The 24,904-nt window shown below is 50.9% G+C and carries 20 protein-coding genes; all 20 read right to left on the bottom strand.

Features of this window, described 5'->3' with window-relative positions:
• Positions 1-71: 71 nt before the first annotated feature.
• The 20 genes from secA to C6Y40_RS09055 all read right to left on the bottom strand — a co-directional run bounded on the left by secA (position 72) and on the right by C6Y40_RS09055 (position 24,380).
• Positions 72-2,780 (bottom strand): preprotein translocase subunit SecA, encoded by a 2,709-nt coding sequence (secA, locus tag C6Y40_RS09150; protein WP_105934336.1) that lies wholly within the window; start codon positions 2,778-2,780, stop codon positions 72-74.
• A gap of 107 nt (positions 2,781-2,887) precedes the next feature.
• Complete coding sequence (locus C6Y40_RS09145) at positions 2,888-3,778, bottom strand: M23 family metallopeptidase (protein WP_105934335.1); 891 nt, start codon at positions 3,776-3,778, stop codon at positions 2,888-2,890.
• Between the two features lie 143 nt (positions 3,779-3,921).
• Complete coding sequence (gene lpxC / locus C6Y40_RS09140) at positions 3,922-4,833, bottom strand: UDP-3-O-acyl-N-acetylglucosamine deacetylase (RefSeq protein ID WP_105934392.1); 912 nt, start codon at positions 4,831-4,833, stop codon at positions 3,922-3,924.
• A gap of 133 nt (positions 4,834-4,966) precedes the next feature.
• Entirely contained in the window at positions 4,967-6,124 is a 1,158-nt protein-coding gene (ftsZ, locus tag C6Y40_RS09135; protein WP_105934334.1) for a cell division protein FtsZ, read from the bottom strand.
• A gap of 99 nt (positions 6,125-6,223) precedes the next feature.
• Positions 6,224-7,453, bottom strand: a complete 1,230-nt coding sequence (gene ftsA / locus C6Y40_RS09130) for a cell division protein FtsA (protein ID WP_105934333.1) — start codon at positions 7,451-7,453, stop codon at positions 6,224-6,226.
• Between the two features lie 17 nt (positions 7,454-7,470).
• A complete protein-coding gene (locus C6Y40_RS09125) occupies positions 7,471-8,202 on the bottom strand; it encodes a cell division protein FtsQ/DivIB (protein ID WP_105934332.1) in 732 nt (243 codons plus the stop codon).
• A 7-nt stretch (positions 8,203-8,209) separates the two neighbouring features.
• Complete coding sequence (locus C6Y40_RS09120) at positions 8,210-9,154, bottom strand: D-alanine--D-alanine ligase (RefSeq protein WP_105934331.1); 945 nt, start codon at positions 9,152-9,154, stop codon at positions 8,210-8,212.
• Positions 9,154-10,599 (bottom strand): UDP-N-acetylmuramate--L-alanine ligase, encoded by a 1,446-nt coding sequence (murC, locus tag C6Y40_RS09115; RefSeq protein ID WP_105934330.1) that lies wholly within the window; start codon positions 10,597-10,599, stop codon positions 9,154-9,156. The genes C6Y40_RS09120 and murC overlap by 1 nt, the downstream gene beginning before the upstream one ends.
• On the bottom strand, positions 10,600-11,670 hold the full coding sequence (gene murG / locus C6Y40_RS09110) for an undecaprenyldiphospho-muramoylpentapeptide beta-N-acetylglucosaminyltransferase (RefSeq protein WP_105934329.1): 1,071 nt from the start codon (positions 11,668-11,670) through the stop codon (positions 10,600-10,602).
• Positions 11,663-12,937 (bottom strand): cell division protein FtsW, encoded by a 1,275-nt coding sequence (ftsW, locus tag C6Y40_RS09105; RefSeq protein ID WP_105934328.1) that lies wholly within the window; start codon positions 12,935-12,937, stop codon positions 11,663-11,665. Before ftsW ends, murG begins: the two co-directional genes overlap by 8 nt.
• Positions 12,934-14,259 (bottom strand): UDP-N-acetylmuramoyl-L-alanine--D-glutamate ligase, encoded by a 1,326-nt coding sequence (murD, locus tag C6Y40_RS09100; protein WP_105934327.1) that lies wholly within the window; start codon positions 14,257-14,259, stop codon positions 12,934-12,936. The genes ftsW and murD overlap by 4 nt, the downstream gene beginning before the upstream one ends.
• Before the next feature lie 3 nt (positions 14,260-14,262).
• Positions 14,263-15,345, bottom strand: coding sequence for a phospho-N-acetylmuramoyl-pentapeptide-transferase (gene mraY, locus C6Y40_RS09095; protein WP_105934326.1), 1,083 nt, complete (start codon positions 15,343-15,345; stop codon positions 14,263-14,265).
• Positions 15,339-16,745 carry a UDP-N-acetylmuramoyl-tripeptide--D-alanyl-D-alanine ligase gene (gene murF, locus C6Y40_RS09090; protein ID WP_105934325.1) on the bottom strand — a complete coding sequence of 469 codons (1,407 nt, stop codon included), beginning with the start codon at positions 16,743-16,745 and terminating at the stop codon, positions 15,339-15,341. Before murF ends, mraY begins: the two co-directional genes overlap by 7 nt.
• Entirely contained in the window at positions 16,742-18,271 is a 1,530-nt protein-coding gene (locus C6Y40_RS09085) for a UDP-N-acetylmuramoyl-L-alanyl-D-glutamate--2,6-diaminopimelate ligase (protein ID WP_105934324.1), read from the bottom strand. Before C6Y40_RS09085 ends, murF begins: the two co-directional genes overlap by 4 nt.
• Entirely contained in the window at positions 18,261-20,039 is a 1,779-nt protein-coding gene (locus tag C6Y40_RS09080) for a penicillin-binding transpeptidase domain-containing protein (protein WP_105934323.1), read from the bottom strand. The genes C6Y40_RS09085 and C6Y40_RS09080 overlap by 11 nt, the downstream gene beginning before the upstream one ends.
• On the bottom strand, positions 20,036-20,356 hold the full coding sequence (gene ftsL, locus C6Y40_RS09075) for a cell division protein FtsL (RefSeq protein WP_105934322.1): 321 nt from the start codon (positions 20,354-20,356) through the stop codon (positions 20,036-20,038). Before ftsL ends, C6Y40_RS09080 begins: the two co-directional genes overlap by 4 nt.
• Complete coding sequence (gene rsmH / locus C6Y40_RS09070) at positions 20,353-21,288, bottom strand: 16S rRNA (cytosine(1402)-N(4))-methyltransferase RsmH (RefSeq protein ID WP_105934321.1); 936 nt, start codon at positions 21,286-21,288, stop codon at positions 20,353-20,355. Before rsmH ends, ftsL begins: the two co-directional genes overlap by 4 nt.
• Positions 21,285-21,743, bottom strand: coding sequence for a division/cell wall cluster transcriptional repressor MraZ (gene mraZ / locus C6Y40_RS09065; RefSeq protein ID WP_105934320.1), 459 nt, complete (start codon positions 21,741-21,743; stop codon positions 21,285-21,287). The genes rsmH and mraZ overlap by 4 nt, the downstream gene beginning before the upstream one ends.
• A 330-nt stretch (positions 21,744-22,073) precedes the next feature.
• Positions 22,074-23,519, bottom strand: a complete 1,446-nt coding sequence (gene modF / locus C6Y40_RS09060; RefSeq protein WP_105934319.1) for a molybdate ABC transporter ATP-binding protein ModF — start codon at positions 23,517-23,519, stop codon at positions 22,074-22,076.
• Positions 23,520-23,615: 96 nt separating this feature from the next.
• The gene (locus C6Y40_RS09055; protein WP_105934318.1) at positions 23,616-24,380 is read right to left on the bottom strand and encodes a SapC family protein; all 765 of its coding nucleotides are present in this window, start codon (positions 24,378-24,380) and stop codon (positions 23,616-23,618) included.
• Between the last annotated feature and the right edge of the window lie 524 nt (positions 24,381-24,904).

The raw sequence follows: 24,904 nt of genomic DNA, 5'->3' as shown, positions 1-24,904 counted from the left end.
TGTTTTGCTCAAAAAAAAGGCTGGCAACCTGCTCACCACAGATAACCAGCCTCTTATTCAGCGCTTTCGGTTTAACTTAATTTACCGTGACACTGCTTGTATTTTTTGCCTGAACCACAGGGGCAAGGATCATTACGACCGACTTTTGGCCCCTGTCGCATGGCTGCCTGAGGGCCGCTCACGTCTTCTGATGGCTTACCGTCAGCTTCGGCATGCTGGAAGTTCTTAGGTACATCGTCGGCCTGACGACGTTGCTCTTCCACTTTCTCAACATCCGATTCAGCGCGAACCTGCACCCGGCTTAAAATGGTAATTACCTCAAGCTTAAGCCCTTCCAGCATATTCGAGAATAACTCAAAAGCTTCACGCTTATATTCCTGCTTAGGATTTTTCTGAGCGTAACCGCGCAAGTGAATGCCCTGACGCAGATGGTCCATGGCGGCCAGGTGCTCTTTCCAGTTACTGTCGAGGTTCTGCAGCATCACCGCTTTTTCAAACTGACGCAGTACCTGCTCACCCACCATGTCTTCTTTGGCTTTGTAAGCTGCGTTTAACTCATCCAGAATTTTCTCACGCAGTTTTTCTTCATACAGTTTGTCGTCTGCATCCAGCCATTGCTGAATTGGCGCGTCCAGTGCAAAGTCTGCCTTAAGACGCTGCTCCAGCCCGGGCACATCCCACATTTCTTCCAGCGACTGGGGTGGAATGTACTCATCTACCACGCCACTGATAACGTCTTCGCGGATTGCCTGTACAGTTTCACTGATGTCCGACTCATCCAGCAGTTCGTTGCGCTGCTCGTAAATCACCTTACGTTGATCGTTGGCAACATCGTCGTACTCCAGCAACTGCTTACGAATATCAAAGTTGCGTCCTTCTACCTTGCGCTGGGCGTTTTCAATTGCGCGGGTTACCCATGGATGCTCGATAGCTTCGCCTTTTTCCATGCCCAGACGTTTCATCATGCTGGCCATTTTTTCTGAGGCGAAAATACGCATCAGGGCATCATCCAGTGACAGATAAAAACGTGATGACCCAGGGTCACCCTGACGACCAGCACGACCACGTAACTGGTTATCGATACGACGTGACTCATGGCGCTCGGTACCAATAATGTGCAGGCCACCGGCAGCCAGTACGGTCTCGTGGTCTTTTTCCCACTGCTCTTTAATTTTCTGAATCTGGGCTTCGGTTGGATTTTCCAGCTTATCGACTTCCGCCTGCCAGTTACCACCAAGCACAATATCGGTACCACGGCCCGCCATGTTGGTAGCAATAGTTACCGCGCCGGGCCGACCGGCCTGCGCAACGATATCGGCTTCCTGAGCATGGAACTTGGCATTCAGTACCTTATGGGGAATCTTTTCTTTCTTGAGAATACGTGACAGCAACTCAGAGTTTTCGATAGACACCGTACCTACCAGCGTAGGCTGACCACGCTTAACGCAGCGGCGAATATCTTCCACAATGGCGTCGTATTTTTCCTGAGCCGTCAGGTAGATTAAATCTGCCTTATCATCCCGCACCATGGCGCGGTTGGTAGGAATAACCACTGTTTCGAGGCTGTAGATATGATTAAATTCGAAGGCTTCGGTGTCAGCCGTACCTGTCATACCCGACAGTTTTTCGTATAAACGGAAATAGTTCTGGAAAGTAATGGATGCCAGAGTCTGGTTTTCGTTTTGAATCTTCACGCCTTCTTTGGCTTCAACCGCCTGGTGTAAACCTTCTGACCAGCGTCTGCCTTCCATTGTACGGCCGGTATGCTCATCAACAATAACAATGTTATCGTCTTTGACGATGTAGTCGACGTCTTTGGTAAACAGCTTGTGGGCGCGTAAGGCCGCATTTACGTGGTGCAGTAAAGAAATATTACCGGCGTCAAATAACGATTCTTCTTCGTTGAGCAGACCTTCACGTTTCATGATTTCTTCAACGTGAATCTGACCGTGCTCTGTGAGGTGGATTTGCTTGGCCTTTTCATCAATGGTGAAGTCACCATCGCCATGCTTACCTTCTTCGTCTTCTTTATCCTGTCTGGTCAGTTCAGGAATAATCTGGTTAATGCGTAAGTACAGCTCTGAACTGTCTTCGGCGGCACCAGAGATAATCAACGGCGTACGGGCTTCATCAATCAGGATGGAGTCCACTTCGTCGATTACCGCATAATAGAGTTCACGCTGCACACGATCCTGGGGGCTAAACGCCATGTTATCGCGCAGGTAATCAAAACCAAATTCGTTGTTAGTACCGTAAGTAATATCTGCCTGATAAGCCTCGCGCTTCTGCTCCGGCGCTAGTCCTGGCACGTTACATCCCACGGTCAAGCCCAGATATTCAAATAAACTGCGGCTCCAGTTTGCATCCCGTTTGGCCAGGTAATCGTTCACGGTAATCACGTGAACACCACGGCCGGTGAGTGCATTTAAGTAAGTGGGTAAGGTAGAGGTCAGCGTTTTACCTTCACCGGTACGCATCTCGGCAATTTTACCGGAGTGCAGTACCTGTCCACCAAGCATCTGAACATCGAAGTGGCGCATGCCATACACACGTTTGCTGGCCTCACGAACGGTTGCGAATGCTTCGATAAGAATATCATCGAGACTCGCGCCGTCTTTCAGGCGTTGCTGAAACTCTGCCGTCTTCTGCTTTAGCGCAGCATCATCAAGGGCTTCGTATTCTGCTTCCAGCGCATTAATGGCATTGACGTGCTTTTGTAATTTTTTTAATAGTCGATCGTTACGACTGCCAAATACTTTCCTGAGCATGCTTGCAAACATTGTGTTGGTATTTCCACTTCTGTGATTTATCAAAAACAAAAAAATCTGATCGGCAGATTAATCTGTCGCGTTACAATAGATTGATTGGCGTGTAATAGAGGCTTACGCTATTTTTTGTAAACGTAAGGGAGTGGATCGACTTTCTGACCTGCTTTAATGACTTCGTAATGGACATGGGCGCCGGTAGAACGTCCGGTACTCCCCATTAGCGCGATGACCTGGCCCTTCGTAACCAAATCACCCTTATTAACCAGCAGAGTCTGATTGTGGCCATAGCGCGTTACTAAACCATCGCCGTGTTCTATTTCCACGAGATGTCCGTAACCGTACCGATCGCCTGACCAGGTCACTATGCCTGCCGCGGTGGCAACAACATCGTTGCCTACTTCACCAGCAAAGTCTAATCCGTTGTGCATGGCCGGTTGTCCGGTAAAGGGATCCGTACGCATGCCATAGTAGGATGATAACCATCCTGTCTCTATCGGGCGTCCCGACAAACTAATCTGTTCATCTATATGGTGCCCGGTAACCAATCTTTCAAGTGCGGCCAGTTGCTGCTGCTTGTGCTTTAACTGACTGCTTAATGCTTTTATCGGCGATAACAACCGCCGTTCTTCGTCTTCCAGCTGACTATTTATGGTGGCTGATGCCAGTCCGAAATCGCCCACCGACTGCTCATCCACACCCATTGCTTTGGCCAGTACCTGAGTTTTCGCGTCTATTTTATCCAGCGAATTTTGCATTGCCATCAGTTGCGCCGCCAATGCCTTAACCTGTTCATCGGTTGCGGCAGCAAGGGAATCTACCTGCTGCTGCTCGGCTTCCAGAATATTCTGCGCAACTTTTACGCGGGCGAGGTTTTCAAAGGAGGAGTCGGTAGAACGGCTGGATACAAGAACAAACAGTGACGATAACACGGTAAGGCTCACGATCGAGCGCACACTGATGCTGCGCCTGATGCGTTTATGCTTACCAATAAATGTCACTGTTAGTTTCATTTTGACGTCTTATTTATCGTTCTGCTCTGAGCCGCGGTGCAATGACAGCCAGCTTAATTGTTATGGTTCGCTATTCTAGCGACATTCGCCCCTATTAAACAACAAAAAAGCCGCCACGAGGGCGGCTTTTTCAGCATAAAGTATTAGGCCAGAGCGGGTTGCGCATAGCGAATTGGCGCTTCGTCCTGAGACTCATAGGTGATGTACTCCCAACAATCACGCTGAGCGAGTACCGCATTCAGCAACTTATTGTTAAGTCCATGACCCGTTTTATACGCCGCCAATTCACCAATGATGCTGTGACCACCTAAATACAGGTCACCAATGGCGTCGAGAATTTTATGCTTCAGGAATTCATCATCATAACGCAGACCTTCCGGGTTCAGTACCCGATAGTCATCCAGCGCGACGGCATTTTCCATACTGCCACCGAGAGCCAGATTGTTGGCGTTCATGTATTCCAGATCGCGCATAAAACCAAAGGTACGGGCACGGCTCACTTCACTCACATAAGAGCAGGAATCAAAATCCATTACCATGTGCTGACGGGTCTGGCTGATAACCGGATGTTCAAAGTCAATTTGGAAATCAACCCGGAAGCCGTCATACGGACGTAGTTCTGCCCATTTGTCGCCGTCTTCCACACGAACGGGTTTAGTAATGCGAATAAAGCGCTTAGGCGCGTTCAATTCTTCAATACCAGCCGACTGCAGCAGGAACACAAACGGACTCGCACTGCCATCCATAATAGGCAGTTCATTGCTGTTAACTTCAACAATGATGTTATCGATACCCAGTCCGGCTAATGCTGAAGCTAAGTGCTCAACGGTATGAATGCTCACACCGTCGTCATTATTCAGACAGGTACACAACATGGTATTCCCTACCGCGTTAGCGCGAGAGTGAATGTCCACATGCGGTTCAAGGTCAATACGCCGAAACACGATTCCCGTGTTCGCAGGCGCAGGCCGGAGAGTCATCGTGACCTTGTCCCCTTTGTGCAAACCTATGCCAGTTTCCTGGACTGCATGTTTAATTGTACGTTGTCTAATCATGGCTTTAAAAAACACCTAACCTAAAGCGGCCGAACATTATAGTTAGCCATCACTTACTTGTCAAAATCATCGGTTATTTTATGAACAACTTTAACCTTTTGACCAAGTACCCTGTAAATTTTTGTTTACCGTTCTAGTCCGCTTGCTTACGCAGGAAAGCCGGAATATCCAGGTATTCAAGGTCATTACCAGGCTGCGCATTTTCATCTGCTTTAAGCGCCTGGTTACCTTCAGTACCGCCTACCGCACGGGATTCACCGCTGGACTGAAACTCACGGGCTGAAGCACTCAGGCGTGAACCTTCAGAGCTCACCAGCGAGATGTCGGGCTTACGCTCCGCACCAATGCCGGTTGCTACTACAGTCACCCGCAGTTCTTCGGTCATTTCCATGTCGATAACGGTACCCACTACTACCGTAGCGTTTTCGGAGGCAAATGCTTTAACCGCATTACCCACCGTTTCGAACTCGTCAATGGCGAAATCAGGGCCCGCGGTGATATTCACCAGAATTCCACGTGCACCAGACAGATCGATATCTTCCAGAAGCGGGCTGGCAATCGCTGCTTCTGCAGCTTCTTCAGCACGGTCCGGGCCTGAGGCTGCACCGCTGCCCATCATGGCTTTACCCATTTCAGACATTACAGTACGTACGTCGGCGAAATCCACGTTGATCAAACCAGGGCGGGTGATCAGTTCAGCAATCCCCTGCACGGCACCACGTAATACGTCATTAGCAGCACTAAACGCTTGTAACAGCGGCGTACCCGGGCCCATCACTTTGAGCAACTTCTCATTGGGAATAGTGATCAGCGAGTCTACGTTGCGAGCCAGTTCATCAGTGCCCTGGTTAGCAAAATCAGTGCGCTTTTTACCCTCAAATGGAAACGGCTTGGTAACCACAGCAACAGTCAGGATGCCCATTTCACGGGCAATCTTGGCCACTTCCGGCGCGGCACCGGTACCAGTACCACCACCCATACCTGCGGTGATAAATACCATATCAGCACCATCCAGCGCCTGGCGGATAGTTTCGCGATCTTCCTGTGCGGCTTCGCGACCCTTATTAGGATCAGCACCTGCACCAAGACCTTTCGTCACATTAGAGCCAATCTGCAGAGTGACATCTGCAGAAGAGCTACGTAACACCTGTGCGTCGGTGTTTACTGCAATAAATTCTACGCCTTCAATGCTCTGAGACACCATGTGCTCAACCGCATTGCCACCGCCGCCACCGACACCGATGACTTTGATTACGGCTTCTTCGCCGTGGCTATCCATTAATTCAAACATACTTACTCTCCGGTTCTGTACGTCTTTATAACACTTGAGTTCACCTGCATATTGAGCATTCCATGACTCTCGCTGATAAACCTAAGCGCCCCCTAAAATTTAAAATTCACCTTTAAACCAGCTTTGCACGCGCTTGAATAAACCATCCGCTACGCGTTGCTTGCTCGTTTTTTTATTATCTGCTTGCATCTTTCCATAGTGGAGTAACCCCACTGCCGTTGCGAAACTGGCATCGTCAGTATATTCCGACAAGCCAACCATATTCAGCGGACTACCCACCCGCACCGGCATTTGGAAAATTTCTTCAGCGATTTCAACAGCCCCTTCCATCTTTGCGGTACCGCCAGTTAACACCAGGCCCGCAGCGATCTGCTCTTCAAAACCACTGTTTTTAATTTCTTTATGTATCAGTTCAAACAATTCCTGATACCGAGGTTCTATGACCTCTGCCAGAGTATGACGAGACATTACCCGCGCCGGACGACCGCCAACGCTGGGTACCTCAATACTCTCTTCCATGCTAACCATGTCTTTTAGCGCGCAGGCATAGTTAACTTTTATTTCTTCAGCGTTGCTAATCGGCGTTCTGAAGATTTTTGCAATATCGCTGGTAATCTGATTACCAGCTAAGGGCACCACCGCGGTATAACGAATGGCACCATCAGTGTAGATCACAATATCCATTGTGCCGGCACCGATATCCACTACACAGACACCGAGCTCCCGCTCATCATCTGTCAGCACGGCATAACTGGATGCCAGCGCTGAGAAAATGATTTGATCGGCCTGCAGCTCGCAGCGCTCGATACATTTCACCAGGTTTTTCGCCATATCATCGGCACAGGTAATAATATGGGCCTCGGCCTCCATTCTTACCCCGGACATGCCAATCGGATTTTTAATACCTTCTTGCACATCGATAGTAAATTCCTGTGGCAATACATGCAGTAACCGACGTTCTGCCGCAATAGGAACCGAGCGCGCCGCATGAACCACGTTATCAACATCTTCCTGGGTCACTTCCTGATTATTAATTGGCACCATGCCACTTTCGTTCTGGCATTTCACGTGCCGTCCGGAAATCGACATAAACACAGAAGAGACCTGACAATCGGCCATCAGTTCCATTTCGTTTACTGCACTTTGAACAGACTTCACCACCAGGTTCAAATCGTTCACACCACCCTTGTCCATACCACGGGCAGGATGGGTACCGACACCTACGATACTGATTTGCTCATCGTCGAGTAACTCGCCGAGGACGGCCTTTACACGGCTGGTGCCGATATCCAGTCCTACAATCAAATTACGTTCTGCCGGTTTAGACATATGCCGCTTATCTCTTATTAACTTTTAGTCTGATTAGTATCAGTTTCATTTTGCCAGCCTACGGCCAGCCCTGTGTCGTAACGTAAATCCACGTAACTAACACCCTTAGGTTGTTCACTCAGTAACGGGTAAACATCCACAAATCGTTGTAAACGGTCGATAAACTCCTGTCGACCAAGGTTTATCTCAATCCCGTTTACCAGTTGTACCTGCCAGGCAAAGCGCTCTGATAACGACAACTCTTCAATATCCAGTTGCCGGCTACGCAGTAACCGCTGCATGGCGTTAAATCCTTCTAATGCCGTTTTCTCACTGCCGCCCGGGCCAAACAGGCGCGGTAAGCCTAAATTTTTACCCTCAGCGTTAAAGCTTTCGCCATAAGGGTTGAGCATTAAATCTTCATTCCATCTGGCTACCGGTGTTTGCTCCACCAGGTATACCTTTAGCCGGTTAGGCCACTGTTTGCGTACCGACGCCCGGTACACCCAGGCCTGTTCTTCCAGCAGCCGGTGAATGTCGTTGACATCCAGCGCAAAAAAGCTGCCTGGCTGAGACTGCCGGATAAGCCGCTCCAGTTTCAGTACGTCCAGTTGTTCAAACTGCCCGGAGAAGTCAATGACCTGCACCGGTGCCTGTTGCTCGTCCTGCATCCAGTTGTAGGTATGAATGCCACCGCTTATTAGCAACACCACCAACACAGCTAAAAAAGCAATGCCGCCCCAGGGCGCCTGGTGTTGTTCTGCTGACATTCTCGGGTTACTCCATACTGGTAGCCAGAATCGCTAATACTAAGTCTGTAAAACTAATCCCGGCTGCAGCCGCGGCCTTGGGAACCAGACTTTTCTCAGTCATACCCGGCGCCGTATTGGCCTCAAGCAAATAAAACTCACCAGATTGTTTGTCCTGCATCACATCTACCCGCCCCCAGCCAGTGGCCGATAGCGCTTCAAATGCAGATGCACACAGCGTTGCCAGATATTGCTCGTCTTCATCAGACAAACCACTCGGGCAAAAATATTCGGTCGTATTATCCTGATACTTAGCCGAATAATCGTAAAATATATGCGGGGTTGACATGCGGATCGAAGGTAAAGCCTGACCTTGCACAACGGCAACGGTATATTCAGGTCCTTCAATATACTGCTCCAACAAGACTGTATTATCGTATTTGAATGCGTCTTGTATGGCAGTCGCGAGTTGTTTAGCGCTAGTCACTTTGGCCATCCCGATGCTCGAACCTTCCCGAGCCGGTTTAACCATGACTTTTCCCCCTAATTTATTCATTATAGCGCCGCATGATCCAGCTTCAAAGCGACTTTTTACAGCAATTTCATATTTCGCGGTGGGAATATTCAGGCATTGCCAGATTTGCTTACTATGGATCTTGTCCATGGCCAGTGCAGAACCCAGTACGGAGCTACCTGTGTAAGGTATTTTGAGCTGCTGTAAAGCCCCTTGCATGCTGCCATCTTCGCCGCCACGACCATGTAACATTATCAGTACACGATCGACTTTTTCATCAATCAATTCAACTAGTTGACGCTCAGCTGTATCGAAAGCGATGGCCTCTACGCCGGCTTCTGTAAGGGCTTTTAAAACGGTCTCGCCGGAGCGCAAGGAAACTTCCCGCTCAGCAGAGTCGCCGCCGTACATTACAGCAACACGCCCGAAGGCTTGCGGGGCATAAGTTTTAAAGGCCATTACGGCTCCTCCTGCTGCATCAGTTGCGGGTTTAACTGCATCGCCGCCAGTTTCCTGGCCAGCTGGCCTACGTTACCGGCGCCCTGCGTCATCACAATATCACCTTCCTGCAACTGATTAGCGAGAATCGCAGGCAGTTCACCGTGATCGCTGACATAAACCGGCTCTAACTGGCCGCGGGCACGTATCGAGCGCGCCAGTGAACGACTGTCTGCACCATCAATAGGCTGTTCGCTGGCCGCATAAACATCCAGCAGTAATAAACAATCCACCTGAGACAGTACTTCCACGAAGTCTTCGTACAAATCACGGGTTCGGGTGTAACGGTGCGGTTGATAAATCATTACCAGGCGTTGCTCCGGCCAGTTGTTGCGGGCCGCTTCAATGGTCGCCGCCACTTCCGTTGGATGGTGGCCGTAATCGTCCACCAGGGTCACCTCTCCCACACTGGTGTCAAACTGTCCGAGCACCTCAAAACGGCGGCCAATGCCGCCGAAACCGGCCAGCGCGGCCTGCACAGACTCATCGTCTATGCCTTCTTCGGTCGCTACGGTAATGGCAGCCAGCGCATTTAACACGTTATGCTTACCGGTCTGATTCAGCTTTATAGCCAGTGGCTCTCGGTCCGGGCGATGGACGGAAAAATGGGCCGAACCAAAGCTGTAGTGAATATCGCTGGCGTACACGTCGTTGTCTTCGGCTATACCGTAAGTGATCACGCTGCGACCGATTTGCGGCAACAGCGAACGGATGACCTGATCATCACCACACACTACGGCTTGCCCGTAAAACGGCAGGTTATGTAAAAATTCAATGTAGGTGTCGGTCATTTTACTGAAGTCACCGCCATAGGTTTCCATATGGTCAGCTTCGATGTTGGTCACCACACTCATCATCGGCTGAAGGTGCAGAAACGAAGCATCACTCTCATCCGCTTCGGCAATTAAATAACGACTGCTGCCGAGTCTTGCATTAGTGCCGGCGCTGTTAAGCAAACCACCAATCACAAAAGTAGGGTCGCGCCCGGCCTCGGCAAAAATGGTGGCAATAAGACTGGTAGTGGTGGTTTTACCATGGGTACCAGCCACCGCAATGCCATGGCGGAAACGCATTAATTCAGCCAGCATTTCAGCGCGTCGGATAATCGGGATACGTTTTTCCCGGGCATACTGAATCTCGGGATTAGCCTCGTTGATGGCACTGGATACCACTACAACGTTGGCATCCACCACATTTTCAGCGCGATGGCCAATGGCAATATCCGCGCCCAGCGCGGTCAGGCGCTCGGTCATGGCACCGGTCTGGATGTCAGAACCGGCAATATCGTAGCCTTCATTCAACAGCACTTCGGCGATCCCGCCCATGCCGGCACCGCCAATCCCGACAAAAAATATGCGCGTAATCTTTCGCATCTGGGGACTTTGAAAAGGCGTTTCCAATACCATCTACCGCAATCTCTCTTTAGTTAAAGCTTCACAGGCATCTGCCACCTGCTGAGCTGCATTGTAAGGTGCAAACTGCTTTGCGCTGGCCGCCATCCTGACACAGTCATCAGGATTTTCCAGCCAGTCACGCAGAATCACCGGTAATTCCTGGCTAAGTGCCGATTGTGCCACCACTTTGGCGGCATTCTGGTCGGCCAGATAGCGCGCATTCAGGGTTTGATGGTCGTCTACGGCATGGGGCAGCGGCACAAAAATGGCCGGTTTACCGGCACCGGCAACTTCTGCCACAGTCAGCGCTCCGGCCCGACAGACAACAAAATCAGCCCACTGATAAGCCTCGGCCATATCAGTAATAAATTCATTCACGGTCACCGGCTTGTCGCCATAGGCACTGCGTACGGTTTGTTCGTTGCCTTTACCACACTGATGGCGAATCTGTAGTTCAGGAAAAGACTGGCAGATCACCGGCAGCTGTTCGTTCAGTGGCCGCGCCCCTAAACTGCCGCCCACCACCAGCATACGCATGGGTTGTGAGGTTTGACGTTTAGGCTCAATGGCGAGAATCTCGTCCCGCACCGGGTTGCCCACGGCCTGGCATTTTATTTTAGCACCGGCGAAGTACGGAGCCGCCGAAGCAAACCCAAGCATGACTTTTTTAGCAATGCGGGCAAGTAACTTGTTAGTCATGCCAGGCACCGCATTTTGTTCGTGGATGACAATCGGAATGCCGAGGCTCTTCGCCGCAACGCCGCCTGGCCCACTGGCATAACCGCCCATCCCGATGACCACATCCGGTTTCAGTTTTTGCAGCACTTTGCGGGCGTTAAACAAGGATTTAATCAGCGCCAGTAACCCCGATACCCGGGCAGCAAGACCTTTACCACGCAACCCTTTAACCGGGATAAAGTGAATCGGGAAGCCATGGGCCGGTACCACCTGGGCTTCCATACGTTCTGCCGTACCCAGCCAGTCGATGTGCCAGCCGCGCCGCTGCAATTCATTGGCCACCGCAATGCCGGGAAATACATGCCCGCCGGTACCACCCGCCATCACCAGACAACGTTTACTCATCGTCCGGCTCCTGGGATAAATCCTGGTCGTTAGCCTGAAGCGGTTTCATAGCCGCCTTCACTTTAGCTTTGCCTTCCCGCTTGCGGCCTTTATCCAGCGCCTGAACGCCAGCAACCCGTAATTCAAAATCAATCCGTAACAGCACAGCCACGGTAACCGACATGATAATTAAACTTGAACCACCGTAACTCACCAGTGGCAGCGTTAACCCTTTGGTGGGCAGGATACCGGCGCTGGCACCAATGTTTACTGCGGTCTGGAAACTGAACCAAATGCCAATGGCATAGGCCAGAAAGCCTTCAAATGCCCGTTCACTGGCCAGCGCCTGATTACCAATTTGTAGCGCCCGGATAACCAGCCATAACATCAGTAGCAGCACCACCATGACCCCGGTGAATCCTAACTCTTCGGCTAAAATGGCCATAACAAAGTCAGTGTGCGCTTCAGGCAGGAATTCAAGCTTTTGTAAACTGTTGCCCAGTCCCTGTCCAAACCAGTTACCCCGCCCGTAAGCCATTAAAGACTGGGTCAGCTGATAGCCGCTGCCGAATGGATCGGCCCAGGGATCCCAGAACGAGGTAACCCTTGCCAGCCGGTACTCTGAATCCACAATCAGGGCGACCACGGCTAACACCCCGGCAAACAGTAAAGCGAAAAACTGCCACAGTTTAGCACCGGCTAAAAACAACAGCCCCATGGTGGTAGCCAGCATTACTACTACAGTGCCCAGATCGGGTTGTGCCAGTAACAGCAATGCCAGAATAAAGAACACGACCAGCGGCTTAATAAAGCCTTTCAGATTCTCTGTGACTTCATCGTAACGCCGGACCATATAGCCCGCCAAATAACAGAAGAAAAACAGCTTCGCCGGTTCCGCGGCCTGCACTGTAATAGGCCCGACAACCAGCCAGCGAGTTGAACCATTAACGTTTCTGCCAATCAGCAGCACCGCCACCAGCAGGCCTATGGCAGCCAGTAGCATATAGGGGTTGGTCACCCGCCAGAATTGCATGGGTAACTGCACCGTAATCATGGCAGCGATAATGGCGGCAATCAGGTAAATACCGTGACGAATTGAGAAATAAAACGGATTGTCATGGAGGCGGTCGGCAACCGGCATGGAAGCAGAGGTTACAATAATGAGACCAATCGCCATCAGAGCAAACGCCACTAACACAATGCCACCGTCGAACGCCGGAGCACTGGTGTTTGGCTTATCGTGGCGCGCAGCGAAAAGACCAGCGAGCTGGGAAGTTACAGCATTCATGCGGATAACTCCTTTACCGCCTGCTGGAAAACCTCGGCCCGGTGCTGGTAATTATTGAACATATCCAGGCTGGCACAGGCCGGCGATAACAGCACCGTATCGCCAGGTTTCGCAAGTAGAAACGCCTGCTGAACAGCACGCTCAAGACTTTCAACATAGTAGCCTTGCTCAGCTATATCACTGAGTACCTGTCCATCTTTGCCAAGCGCAATCACCACATCCACATGCTCTGTTAACGCAGGGGCTAATTCGCTTAAATCAGCACCTTTCGCATCGCCACCGGCAATCAGAAGCAATTTACCAGTGACGCTACCAGCCAGCCCTTGCAGGGCCGCTTCGGTGGCGCCAATATTCGTGGCTTTTGAATCGTCGATAAAACTAACGCCTGCGACATCGGCTATTTTAGTACAGCGGTGCGGCGCACTCTTAAAAGATTTCACTGCCTGGGCGGCAGCTGTCATATCCTGACTAAAGACGCTGACCAGTGCCAGTGCGGACTGAATATTCAATGCATTATGCAAACCTACCAGTGCGGTATCAGCCAGAGCCAGTAAGGGTTTACCATTATAAGTAATGGTTTGCCCGGCCGCATCCCAGCCAAAGTCTTCGCTGGCCGGGTTGAGGCCGGTGGCTATTTTGGTTTCGACGGCCGTCATCGGCATGGTATTGCTGTCTTCGCGGTTGACCACGGCTACCTGGCAATGGTCAAAAATTCGCTGTTTGGCTTCACTGTAAGCGGCCAGTGTATGATGACGGTCGAGATGGTCAGCTGAAATGTTAAGTATCGTCCCAGCCCAGAGCGCTAAACTGCGGGTGGTTTCCAACTGGAAGCTGGATAATTCCAGCACCGTTACATCCGCTGCTTGCTGCAGAGAATCCAGGGCTGGTAAACCGACATTGCCGGCCGCCACCGCATTAAAGCCCAGTTGCTGTAATATATGAGTGGTTAGCAGAGTCACTGTCGTCTTGCCGTTGGAGCCCGTGATCCCAATTACCGGCTGCTTAACTGCCAGGGCAAATAATTCGATATCGCCAATCACGCTCACACCGGCTTGTCTGGCCCGTGCAACTTCCGGTAAATCGGTGGCGATACCAGGACTTAATACCAGATGGGTTACGCCTTGCCAGTAATTTTGCGGCAACTCACCACAGGTGATATCAGCGTTTACCCGGGCAGCCAGCTCCTCGCCGACAGTGTAGTCTGCGCGGGTGTCCCACACTTTAAACGCTACCGATTGTTGTAGCAGATAGCGCACACAGGAAAGACCGGTCTGTCCGAGACCGGCAATAACATACTGTGGTAAACGCGCTGTTTCAGTCATAACCTAGCGTAATTTCAACGTTGCCAAACCAATCAATACCAGAATCAACGAGATGATCCAGAATCGCACAATCACCCGGGGTTCCGGCCAGCCTTTTAATTCGTAATGATGGTGAATGGGTGCCATGCGAAAAATGCGTTGCCCGCGCAGCTTGTAAGAGCCTACCTGCATGATCACCGAGACGGTTTCCATTACGAACACGCCGCCCATAATAATTAGCACGATTTCCTGACGTACCAGCACCGCCAGCACGCCCAGCGTTCCGCCAAGTGCCAGCGAGCCCACATCGCCCATAAAGACCATTGCCGGATAGGTGTTAAACCATAAAAAGCCCAGCCCGGCACCCACAATGGCGGTACACACAATAACCAGTTCACTGGTTAGCGGGATATGCGGAATATTCAGATAGCCGGAAAAGTTGGCGTTACCGGTGACGTAAGCAAAAATAGCAAAAGCCCCGGCGACCAGGATTGTCGGCACAATGGCCAGGCCATCGAGCCCGTCAGTCAGGTTAACCGCGTTACTCGTGCCTACCAGTGCAAAGTACACAATGGCGATATACAAAATGCCCAGTTGTGGCAGTACCTCTTTAAAGAACGGCACCAGTAAGGCCGTTTCTTCCATGGTTTGTGCAGAGGAATACAGATAAAACGCAACACAAAGAGCGATTACCGATTGCCAGAAATACTTCCAGCGGGCAATCAGGCCTTTTGAGTCCTTACGCACTACTTTTCGGTAATCATCGACAAATCCGATAATGCCAAAGGTAACCACTACGAATAAGGTTACCAACACATAGGTATTGGTTAAATCTGCCCATAGCAGCACACTGATGACAATGGCCGCCAGAATGAGTAAACCGCCCATGGTGGGCGTACCAGACTTGGATAAGTGCGACTCAGGGCCATCGGTGCGCACCGTTTGACCGATTTGCATCCGTTGTAACCAGCGGATCATCTTCGGCCCAATAATGATGGCAATCAACAGCGCCGTCAGCGTACTCAGGATCGCTCTTAGCGTGAGGTACGAGAAGACGTTAAAGCCGGATTCAAATTGTGTCAGCCAGTCGGCGAGCCATATTAACATGCTATTTTCTCCCGCCGACGACTAAGCTTTCCCAGCGGCGATTTCTCCAACGCCGCTATGACATTTTCCATTCTCGCGCTGCGAGAGCCTTTCACCAGAATCGTCAAGTCTCTTTGCTCATGGCCTAAGTCCTGTTCCAGCGCCTCGATCAGAGCGGCTTGCTCGCTAAAGTGATAGCCATTCTTACCAAAGGCTGTTGAGGCACTCTGACTCAGCACCCCGGAGGTGTACAAACAGTCGATGAATTTCTCTTTGGCATATTCGCCAACCTGTTCATGGTAGTAACGGGCCTTTTCGCCCAGTTCCGCCATATCACCAAGAACCAGTACCCGCCGACCAGAGAAGCTGGCCAGGGTGTCGATAGCCGCTTTAACGGACCCCACGTTGGCGTTATAGGTGTCGTCCAGAATCCGTACCTGGTCAGTGAGCGGCACTACTTTTAATCGCCCGCCAACCGCCTGCATATCCTGCAAGCCATACTTAACATCTTCCAGCGTAGCCCCAACGGCCATGGTCAGCGCCGCCGCAACCAGTGCATTGCCTACGTTGTGCATGCCCGGCACAGCCAGGCGAATATCAGTATTGCCCTGCACCGAGTGCATCTCAAATGCCGCGCAGCCATTCAAATCAATAGTGATGTCGGTAGCATAAAAGTCGGCCTGAGCATTATGGTTATCCGGCGAAAAGGTTTGCACCGGCTGATATTTCAGTTTACCCAGCCAGAATTCAGCAAACTGACTGTCCTGGTTAACAATGGCCAGGCCTTTTTCGCCCAGCCCCTTAAAGATTTCGCTTTTAGCCCGGGCCACACCGAGTAAACTGCCAAAGCCTTCGAGATGGGCTGCTGCTGCATTGACAATGGTTGCTACATCCGGTTTTACCAGATCAGTGGTATAGGCAATCTCACCGAGATGGTTAGCGCCCATTTCCACTACCGCGTACTCATGTTCCGGAGTCAGGCGCAGTAAGGTGAGTGGCACCCCGATTTCGTTGTTAAAGTTGCCAGCGGTAGCCAGCACATTGCCGCGCCGCGATAAGATAGCCGCGCACATTTCCTTTACGGTAGTTTTACCACTGCTGCCGGTAATACCAATTGTTTTAGGTTTTACTTCTGCTTTGACTGCCGCGCCAAGCTGGCCGAGCGCCAGTTTGGTATCTTCAACATAAATCACCGGCAGTGCGGTAGTCACCGGCTGACTGGCAATAACGGCCGCTGCGCCGGCTGCTTCTGCAGCCTCGACAAATTGGTGACCGTCGAAATTCTCGCCCTTAAGCGCCAGATATACAGCCCCCTGCGTAAGGGTTCGGGTATCAGTGCTTACGGCAGATACAGTGCAGTTTTCGCCACTCAGACGACCTTTTATTTGCTCTGTTATCCACATCAAAGACCTGGTAATCATTTGCTGCACTCCTGCTGCAAACGGGTAATGGCTTCCCGTTCGTTATAGTTTATTTTTTGTTCGCCAATAATTTGATAACTCTCGTGCCCTTTGCCTGCAGCCAGAATAAGGTCATTGCTGTTGGCATTGGTCAGGCAATAACGTATGGCCTGTTCACGGTCAGGGATATCCTGCGCATTTTCAGGGTGATTAAGACCCGCGCGAATATCCTCAGCAATAGCCGAAGGTGATTCTGACCGACTGTTATCGGTGGTGATCACCAGCGCATCGGCACCTTGTTCAGCGGCTTGCGCCATCAATGGCCGTTTGCCTTTATCGCGGTCACCACCACAGCCAAACACACACCAGAGCTTACCTTTGGTATGCAGGCGCAGGGCTTTAAGTGCCTGACTCAATGCATCCGGCGTGTGGGCATAATCCACCACCACATTGGCATTGTCCTGAAATTCGAAGACTTCCAGGCGACCGGCGACTGCCTGCACCTGCTCAATGGTTTTCACCACATTGTCGAAACGCTCGCCCTGACAAAGCAGAGCCGCAGTGGCGCTCATCAGGTTGGCAATATTAAAGTGGCCCAGTAAATCGGTTTGTACCACGGTCGTCCCCCAGGATGTTGCGAGCCTGAACTGGCATCCATTGAGATGGTATTGCACATTTGTGGCAAAACAATAGCGACCTTCTGGCATATCCCGGGCAGGTTCTGGCAACACGGCGGTCCAGACCTTCTGAATCGACTTTTTGGCCTTCTTCGCCCAGGCAAGACTTGCCTCGTCATTATAATTAAGCACCACCGAATGCAGGCCGGGTAAATCCAGCAGGCCTAGCTTTGCCTGTGCATAAGCCTCCATGGTGCCGTGATAATCAAGGTGATCCCGGGTCAGATTGGTAAATACCGCAATGTCGGTATTCACCTGTTTGAGGCGATTTTGCACCAGCGCATGAGATGATGCTTCATAGGCCACCTGATGAACTTCCTGCTGCACAAATTCGGCCAGTAAATACTGCATGGAAATGGCATCAGGTGTGGTATTACCGTTGGCTGGTGGCTTAAAGTCGGCATCGTCCCGGTAAATACCGCTGCCCAGCGTACCAATTGACGCGGCGCGGTGACCCAGCAGATGTTTCATCTGGGTAATTAGCTGCACCACAGAAGTTTTGCCGTTGGTGCCAGTCACTGCGATGGTCGCCAGTTTATTGGCCGGATAGTCGTAAAACGCCGCTGCCAGTGAGGAAAGCAGGTCAGCCAGCCCCCACACCTTCACAATAACCGTATGTTCACGCATCATAACCTGGCCGTGTTCACCGGCTTCTTCTGCTTCAGCGAGAATAGCCCGGGCACCCAGACTGATGGCTTGTGGAATAAAGTCACGTCCATCACGGCTGTGTCCTTTAACTGCAACAAATGCCAGCTTCGGTGTCACCTCTCGGCTATCCAGCGTAAGTCCGTGAACCCGGATATCCGGTGCATTAATACCAAATTTAATCAACAGTGCATGCAGACTTTGCATAAACGCGTTAACCACCATTGGTTGACCTCTCTACCACTTGTGTGGCACTTACCTGACGATCATCCGGTGCAATATTCAGCAGCTGTAACGCACCACCCATAATTTCAGAGAACACCGGCGCAGCGGTATCGCCGGCATGATAGAGGTCGCCACCGGGTTCGTTGATCAGCACAACGGTAACCAGTTGCGGATCGTTAAGCGGGGCTATGCCGGCAAAGATATTAACGTACTCTTCACCGTAACCACCGGCCACGGCTTTGCGGCTGGTACCGGTTTTACCCGCTACCCGGTAACCCGGGATCCGGGCTTTAACCCCGGAACCATCTTCCTGCGTAACAGTTTCCATCATGGCCATAATGGCTTTGGCATTTTGCTCGCTGATCACCCGCTCGGCACCGGGCTTGTAAGCCTGATTATCGGTATTTTTAACAATGTTAAGCGGCCGCTTAATACCACCCGATGCTATGGTTGAGTACATTCTGGCTAACTGGGCGGTAGTGACGGAAATGCCGTAGCCAAAAGATAAGGTAGCTAATTCAAACTCAGACCAACGGCTACGTTCGTGAAATATCCCGCTGCTCTCGCCGGGCATATTAATGCCGGTGTCCGACATCAGGCCCATGTTGTAATAAGTGTCCAGCAGGAATGGTTTGGGTACCGACAAAGCCAGTTTCGAGGTGCCCATATTACTGGAATGCTGAATGATTTCTGCCAGACTGAGTTTGCCGTAATTGCGGAAATCCTTTACCAGACTGCCACCAAGACGCATCCAGCCAGGCGAGGTATCCACGATATCGCCCACTTTTACCGCGCCAAACTCCAGCGCGCTGAGAACCGCCAGTGGCTTTAATGAACTACCGGGTTCAAAGGCATCCGTAATCACCCGGTTGCGCATCCGCCGCGGCGAGATATCACTGCGGTCATTAGGATTAAACGATGGCGCGTTAACCATCGCCAGAATGTCACCGCTATGCACATCAATCACGATGGCTGAGGCTGAGCTGGCCTGGTAGTAGAGCATCGCTTCTTTGATTTCACGATAGGCCAGCGCCTGAATTCGCTGATCGATAGTCAGTGTCAGATTGCCCGCGGCTTCGCCGTCCTTGCTCTCCAACACTTCCACCTGACGCCCTTTTGCATCGCGGCGAATTTTTCGGGTACCCGGCGAACCGGTAAGCCAGTCGTCATATAAACGCTCGAGTCCCTCAATGCCTTTGTCATCCACATTGGTGATACCGATAAGCTGCGCAGCAACTTCGCCGGTTGGGTAATAACGGCGTGATTCCTTACGCAAGTAAACGCCCGGGATTTCCAGTTTTTCGACATAATCAGCCATCGCCGGCGAAACCTGACGCTGCAAATACACAAAGCGTCGTTTCGGGTTGCCGACCTTGCCCACCAGCTCATCAACGTCCTGCCCCAGCACTTCGGCCAGCGCCAGCCAGCGGCGGGTTTGATTAAGCCCATTTTGTTCATTAATAATTTTTGGATCGGCCCAGATAGCTCTCACCGGCACACTTACGGCCAGTTCTACACCATTACGATCGGTGATGAGTCCGCGGTATGTCGGGGTGTTGCGGGTTCGCAGGGTGCGGCTGTCACCCTGTTCAATCAGTGCATCAGGGGCGATGACCTGAATAAAAGCCGTACGTAGCGCCAGGATCAGGAAGACCAGAATAATGATGCCCACCACCAGTACAAAGCGCCACTGCATTGGGCCCGGACGGGTATTAATTTTTGCCCCGCCAGCCCTGGCTTTGGAATTTTTTAATGTGATCGCCGTCATTTTATCCGCACCACAACCTCGTCATCCACATCAGGACGATGCATATCGAGTTCCTTCTGAACCATGGCTTCGATTCGGTTGTGCTCGGTTAGGGCACGTTGTTCCAGCACCAGGTTTCGCCATTCCACGTCGAACTGATCTTTCTCTCGCATCAGCTCTTCCAGGGCAATATTTTGCTGGCGATTATGGTGCGTGCTGAGGATCACCGCCAGGGCACTGGCGATAACCGCTATAAACAACAAAACCCGCAGCTTATGGCGGGTCAATTCGGTAACCAGGATGAGGAGGAAATTAAAGTTGGTCGTCGAACCGGTCATCGTTTTTCCGCCACCCTGAGTACCGCGCTGCGGGATCGCACGTTGTGTTTGAGTTCTTCCTCGCCAGGCTTAATGGCTTTGCCAATGAGGGTTAACACTTTCTCGGCGTCGATTTCTGCCTGTGTTACCGGTAGCCCTGGTGGCAATGCTTTGCCCTTGCTCTGCTCCTTCATAAAACGTTTTACCAGGCGGTCTTCCAGCGAGTGAAAAGAAATCACAGCCATACGCCCGCCCGGACGTAAAATACCGGTTGCGGCTTTAAGCCCCACCCTCAGTTGCTCCAGCTCCGCGTTGATGTAAATTCGAATGCCCTGAAAAGTGCGGGTAGCCGGGTGCTTGAATTTGTCTTTGACCGGCATAGCCTGGTCGATAATAGTCACTAACTCACTGGTGCGGGCCAGCGGTTGCTGCTGACGGTAATTGACGATCGCATGAGCGATTCGCTTGCCGAATTTTTCTTCGCCAAACTCTTTAATTACCTGAGTAATATCCTGCTCATCAGCACTGTTCAGCCAGTCTGCGGCACTCAGGCCCCGTGACGTATCCATGCGCATATCCAGCGGTCCGTCGCGCAGGAAGCTAAAACCACGCTCAGCGTCGTCTAACTGCGGTGAAGACACCCCCAGATCCATTAATACGCCATCGATTTGCTGCGTCAGGCCCATTTGCGCAATCACTTCAGCCATGTCGCCAAACGCCGAATGCACAATCTCAAATCGCTTGTCGTCAGCAAACCGGTCGGCGGCTTCAATAGCCTGGGGATCGCGATCAAACGCAATTAAACGGCCATTGCTGCCCAGTTGTTTGAGTATCTCACCTGAATGACCACCACGGCCAAAGGTGGCATCGATATAAATACCGTCTGGTTTGATGGCCAGGCCGTCCAGGCATTCCTGCAGGAGTACAGAGGTATGCGAAAACGATGCGGTCATAGTGAGAAGTCCTGTAAACGCTCAGTGAGCTCAAAGTTACCAGAACGCTCAACTTCCATATCTTCTTCGATACGTTTAGCCCAGATTTCTGAATTCCAGATTTCGAATTTATTTAATTGGCCAACAAGCAGAATTTCTTTGTCTAATTTGGCATGATTACGTAGGGGTACAGGAATGAGCACACGACCGCTCTTATCCATTTCGCAGTCGATGGCGTAGCCGAGTAATAAACGAATCTTTCGTCTTTCCTGCTCAATGTTGCTGGAAAACTTACTCAGCTTGAGTTCGATTTCTTCCCATTCGGGAAGCGGGTAAAGCAGCAAACAGCTTTGTTGTGTGTCAATGGTGCAGATCAGTTGTCCGGCACAATCATCCAGAAGGGGCTGCCGATGCTTTGTCGGTATAGCCAGTCTCCCTTTGGAATCCAGATTGATTGCGTTAGCGCCGCGGAACATTCCCCTAGCCTTTTGTGTATTGATCTTATTATTCGTGTTTTATGAGATCTAATCTGCAAAACGTTGATTATATGATCCACTATTTGCCACTTTTACCCACTTTTGACAGTTTAGGTATCATTCCTCCCCACTGTCAAGCAAAAACGCGCCGTACAGGACGAGTAACAAAATGGGGGAAAATCCCTTATTTTCGGGCTTTGCGCTGAAGTGGCTGATTAGAAAGAAGGAAAAAGGGGAAAAAGTGGGAAAAACCGTCTCCCTTAGAAGAAAAGCTAAGGGGAAGTGGGTATTTAATTCTAAAAAGGTCTGAGATCAGCGGTGAAAAAAAAGTTATTGCGGCTGGTAATCGCGCATATTCAGCGTGTTTTTGATCGTCGGGATCTTATCCTCGCTGTGATGATTAACATACAGCAACGTGGTATTGCCCTCCCGGGCCAGTAAATCGAGCATGGCCAGCACCTTGGTGCGGTTGATCTCATCCAGGCCATTACACGGCTCATCAAGAATCAACAGGCTTGGATGTTTCACCATCGCCCGCACGATGAGCAGTAAACGCTGATCGCCAAATGATAATGACTGAAATGGCGTTTTCGCCTCTTGTTCCAGGCCAACCGCAACCAGCCATTCCCGGCACAGCAGACGCTGCCTGTCGGTGGGTGTTTTGTACAGGCCAATACTGTCGTAAAAGCCAGAGCATACCACGTCTGCAACTGAGCAGTTTACCCGGTACTGCAGGTGCAAACTGTTAGAAATGATGCCGAGGTGTTGTTTTATGTCCCAGATGCTCTCGCCACTGCCGCGTTGATAACCAAACACATTCAAATCGTTGCTGTAACAAAGTGGGTTGTCACCGGTGATTAGCGTCAGTAAGCAGGTTTTCCCCGAGCCATTCGGGCCAATTACCTGCCAGTGCTCACCCGGCAAGATAGTCCAGTTAAGCTGCTCAAACACCACATTGTCACCCCAGGCAACCCGGCCGTTATTCAGTCTGACCAGCGGCGCATTAGGGTCGCTGCGCCGGGGCGCATGGCAATCACTGTCGCGTTCCGGCAGCTTTTCGACATTTTGCTGGATATGCATAATTTGTCTGAGCGGCTGCAGTGTAGTGTCATCAAGCGTGTCGCCTTCAATTTGCCAGGCGATGCGACCATTTTGTAAGAACAACAAGCGCTGTGCCCAAACAGGTATTTCACTTACCCGATTGACCACCATAATCAGCGTACAACGGGTGCTGAGCTTATCAAGGTATTGGGCAAATCTGCTTACCGTTTCAACATCAAGGCCATCAAAGGGCTCATCCAGCACCAGCCAGTCAGGTTTCTTAAGCAGCTCCCTGGCTAATAACACCTTGCGCGTCTCTCCGGTGGACAGGGCAAGAAACTCCCGCTCAAGCAGGCTGCTAATACCCAGTAACCCGGCTAATTCGTTCAGCGCTTCTGTTACGCTTTGTTCGTCGGTAAGGCCGTCCAGGATAACTTCTTTAGCCGTGCTGGGGACTGGCACCACATCAAGGATATCAGCGTCGTCTTTGCGGCGCTCCGCTTCAATCACTGCCTGTTGTTGTCCTACACTCACCCAGCCGCAACGGCCACCTGATTGCCGTTCGCCACTAAGTACTTTCCCTTCTCCGGCCAGCACCGCTGCCAGTACCGATTTACCACTGCCATTAAGACCACTGATAATAGTGTGCTGCCCCTTTTCGATAGTCAGTGTCGGAATTTCAACGGTTAAGGTCGCCGATAATTTTACGCTGGGATTTACTAGAGTGAGTGACATGAAAGGTGTTCCACAGGATGGTTCTGGTTAACTGAGTATCAATAAAAAAGGTGGGCTCTCGCCCACCCTTTTTGGTTTTCTTTGCCGTGCAGTAGCTTACTGCTGTGGTGCAGCCTCGGCTTGTTCTGCCGGCGCTGGCTCCATTTGCATGGCTTTGATTGGACTTTCAGCATTGGTAGAAAGCTCGATCAGGCGGTTCAGCTGACCTAAAGACAGCATCATGGCGTACAGTGCGCCCATGAACCCAGCTCTGTGCAGTTCTACCACTTGCTCGTCTGCCAGCTCTACCAGTTTCTTCTCGTCGATGGTAAGGATGCCACCAACGTTGCGGCCCTGGCCGTTGCTGTACTGAACGCGCAGTTGCATTGGGTTTAATAAGTCCAGTTCAACCACTTTTGACACGAACTGCTGGGTCAGCATTTCGCTGTTAGCCAGGTCGCCCAGCAATTGCTGACGGTTGTTCAGGAAGTCAGATGGGTTGCCATCTTCTTTAAACAATGGCTGACCTTCTTCTTTAATCAAATCGCTGTTTTCATCAATGTAAACGCCCAGCTTATCGCCGTCAGGACGCACGTCGAACGGGTAACGAATGATGTTCATTGGAATATGTGGCGCATTCCATTTGCCATCCTGTAAAAACAGGTTCTGGCCTGGCTCGATACCCAGCATTGCTACAACGTGATGTTTATTAGTTTTAGGATCCTGGATAAACACCAGTGGCATAGCGCCGGCTAATTGTGCAAATTCACGAATGGATGCCGCGGCCAGGTGGGTGTTTTTCGCGTATGGAAAAGCAGGATCTACCGCTACTTTCAGATCTTTATGTGTATTTTTATCCAGCGGTACAAAATTCATTGCCATAAGTACTATCTCGATTCAATTGTAATATGTGGTCTGGTATCCGTATCAGACACCAACACCTGTTATTTTTTAGTTAATGAGGGTCTGGCGACATTATTCAAGGGGCGCATACCAACAAGTTGGTATTTTATTTACGATACCCGCTATGGCGCCGGTTTTATGAGTGGATCATCACAGGTAGTCCATCCTGTGCAGGCCACACTTCCCGCCACCTGTTGCTTCTCAGATGCCAGACAACCGCCCGGCAGTATGGCGTATTTGAACTTGCGCGTCCAGCCACTCAACGGTAAGACCGATAAGAGGGTCAGGGCAAGATCGTACTTTTGTTAAATTACTCTGATATCTGATCGATTTAATTCGTTATATTTATCATCATTAGTGTGATCAAATAGTTTTTTTGATGACACGAGTTAATTATGAGTTTTCTAAGCCATTTTTCAGAAGTTACCGATCCCCGCACGCAAATTAATGTTCAACATGACTTTATTGATGTGATATTTCTGACTGTGAGTGCAGTCCTTTCT

Origin of the sequence: Marisediminitalea alba, assembly GCF_002993365.1 — a bacterium.
GTDB lineage: Bacteria > Pseudomonadota > Gammaproteobacteria > Enterobacterales > Alteromonadaceae > Alteromonas > Alteromonas alba.
The sequence above is the reverse complement of the archived record's forward strand: the minus strand, read 5'-3'. Positions and strand labels throughout refer to the sequence as shown.

Coding starts and splice junctions, on each gene's coding strand:
- secA (WP_105934336.1), bottom strand. CDS start 2,780: ATGTTTGCAAGCATGCTCAGGAAAGTATTTGGCAGTCGTAACGATCGA.
- C6Y40_RS09145 (WP_105934335.1), bottom strand. CDS start 3,778: ATGAAACTAACAGTGACATTTATTGGTAAGCATAAACGCATCAGGCGC.
- ftsW (WP_105934328.1), bottom strand. CDS start 12,937: ATGAATGCTGTAACTTCCCAGCTCGCTGGTCTTTTCGCTGCGCGCCAC.
- C6Y40_RS09125 (WP_105934332.1), bottom strand. CDS start 8,202: ATGTCAGCAGAACAACACCAGGCGCCCTGGGGCGGCATTGCTTTTTTA.
- C6Y40_RS09120 (WP_105934331.1), bottom strand. CDS start 9,154: ATGGCCTTTAAAACTTATGCCCCGCAAGCCTTCGGGCGTGTTGCTGTA.
- murD (WP_105934327.1), bottom strand. CDS start 14,259: ATGACTGAAACAGCGCGTTTACCACAGTATGTTATTGCCGGTCTCGGA.
- murF (WP_105934325.1), bottom strand. CDS start 16,745: ATGATTACCAGGTCTTTGATGTGGATAACAGAGCAAATAAAAGGTCGT.
- C6Y40_RS09085 (WP_105934324.1), bottom strand. CDS start 18,271: ATGGTGGTTAACGCGTTTATGCAAAGTCTGCATGCACTGTTGATTAAA.
- murG (WP_105934329.1), bottom strand. CDS start 11,670: ATGAGTAAACGTTGTCTGGTGATGGCGGGTGGTACCGGCGGGCATGTA.
- modF (WP_105934319.1), bottom strand. CDS start 23,519: ATGTCACTCACTCTAGTAAATCCCAGCGTAAAATTATCGGCGACCTTA.
- lpxC (WP_105934392.1), bottom strand. CDS start 4,833: ATGATTAGACAACGTACAATTAAACATGCAGTCCAGGAAACTGGCATA.
- C6Y40_RS09080 (WP_105934323.1), bottom strand. CDS start 20,039: ATGACGGCGATCACATTAAAAAATTCCAAAGCCAGGGCTGGCGGGGCA.
- murC (WP_105934330.1), bottom strand. CDS start 10,599: ATGGTATTGGAAACGCCTTTTCAAAGTCCCCAGATGCGAAAGATTACG.
- ftsA (WP_105934333.1), bottom strand. CDS start 7,453: ATGTCTAAACCGGCAGAACGTAATTTGATTGTAGGACTGGATATCGGC.
- ftsZ (WP_105934334.1), bottom strand. CDS start 6,124: ATGTTTGAATTAATGGATAGCCACGGCGAAGAAGCCGTAATCAAAGTC.
- ftsL (WP_105934322.1), bottom strand. CDS start 20,356: ATGACCGGTTCGACGACCAACTTTAATTTCCTCCTCATCCTGGTTACC.
- mraY (WP_105934326.1), bottom strand. CDS start 15,345: ATGTTAATATGGCTCGCCGACTGGCTGACACAATTTGAATCCGGCTTT.
- rsmH (WP_105934321.1), bottom strand. CDS start 21,288: ATGACCGCATCGTTTTCGCATACCTCTGTACTCCTGCAGGAATGCCTG.
- mraZ (WP_105934320.1), bottom strand. CDS start 21,743: ATGTTCCGCGGCGCTAACGCAATCAATCTGGATTCCAAAGGGAGACTG.
- C6Y40_RS09055 (WP_105934318.1), bottom strand. CDS start 24,380: ATGGCAATGAATTTTGTACCGCTGGATAAAAATACACATAAAGATCTG.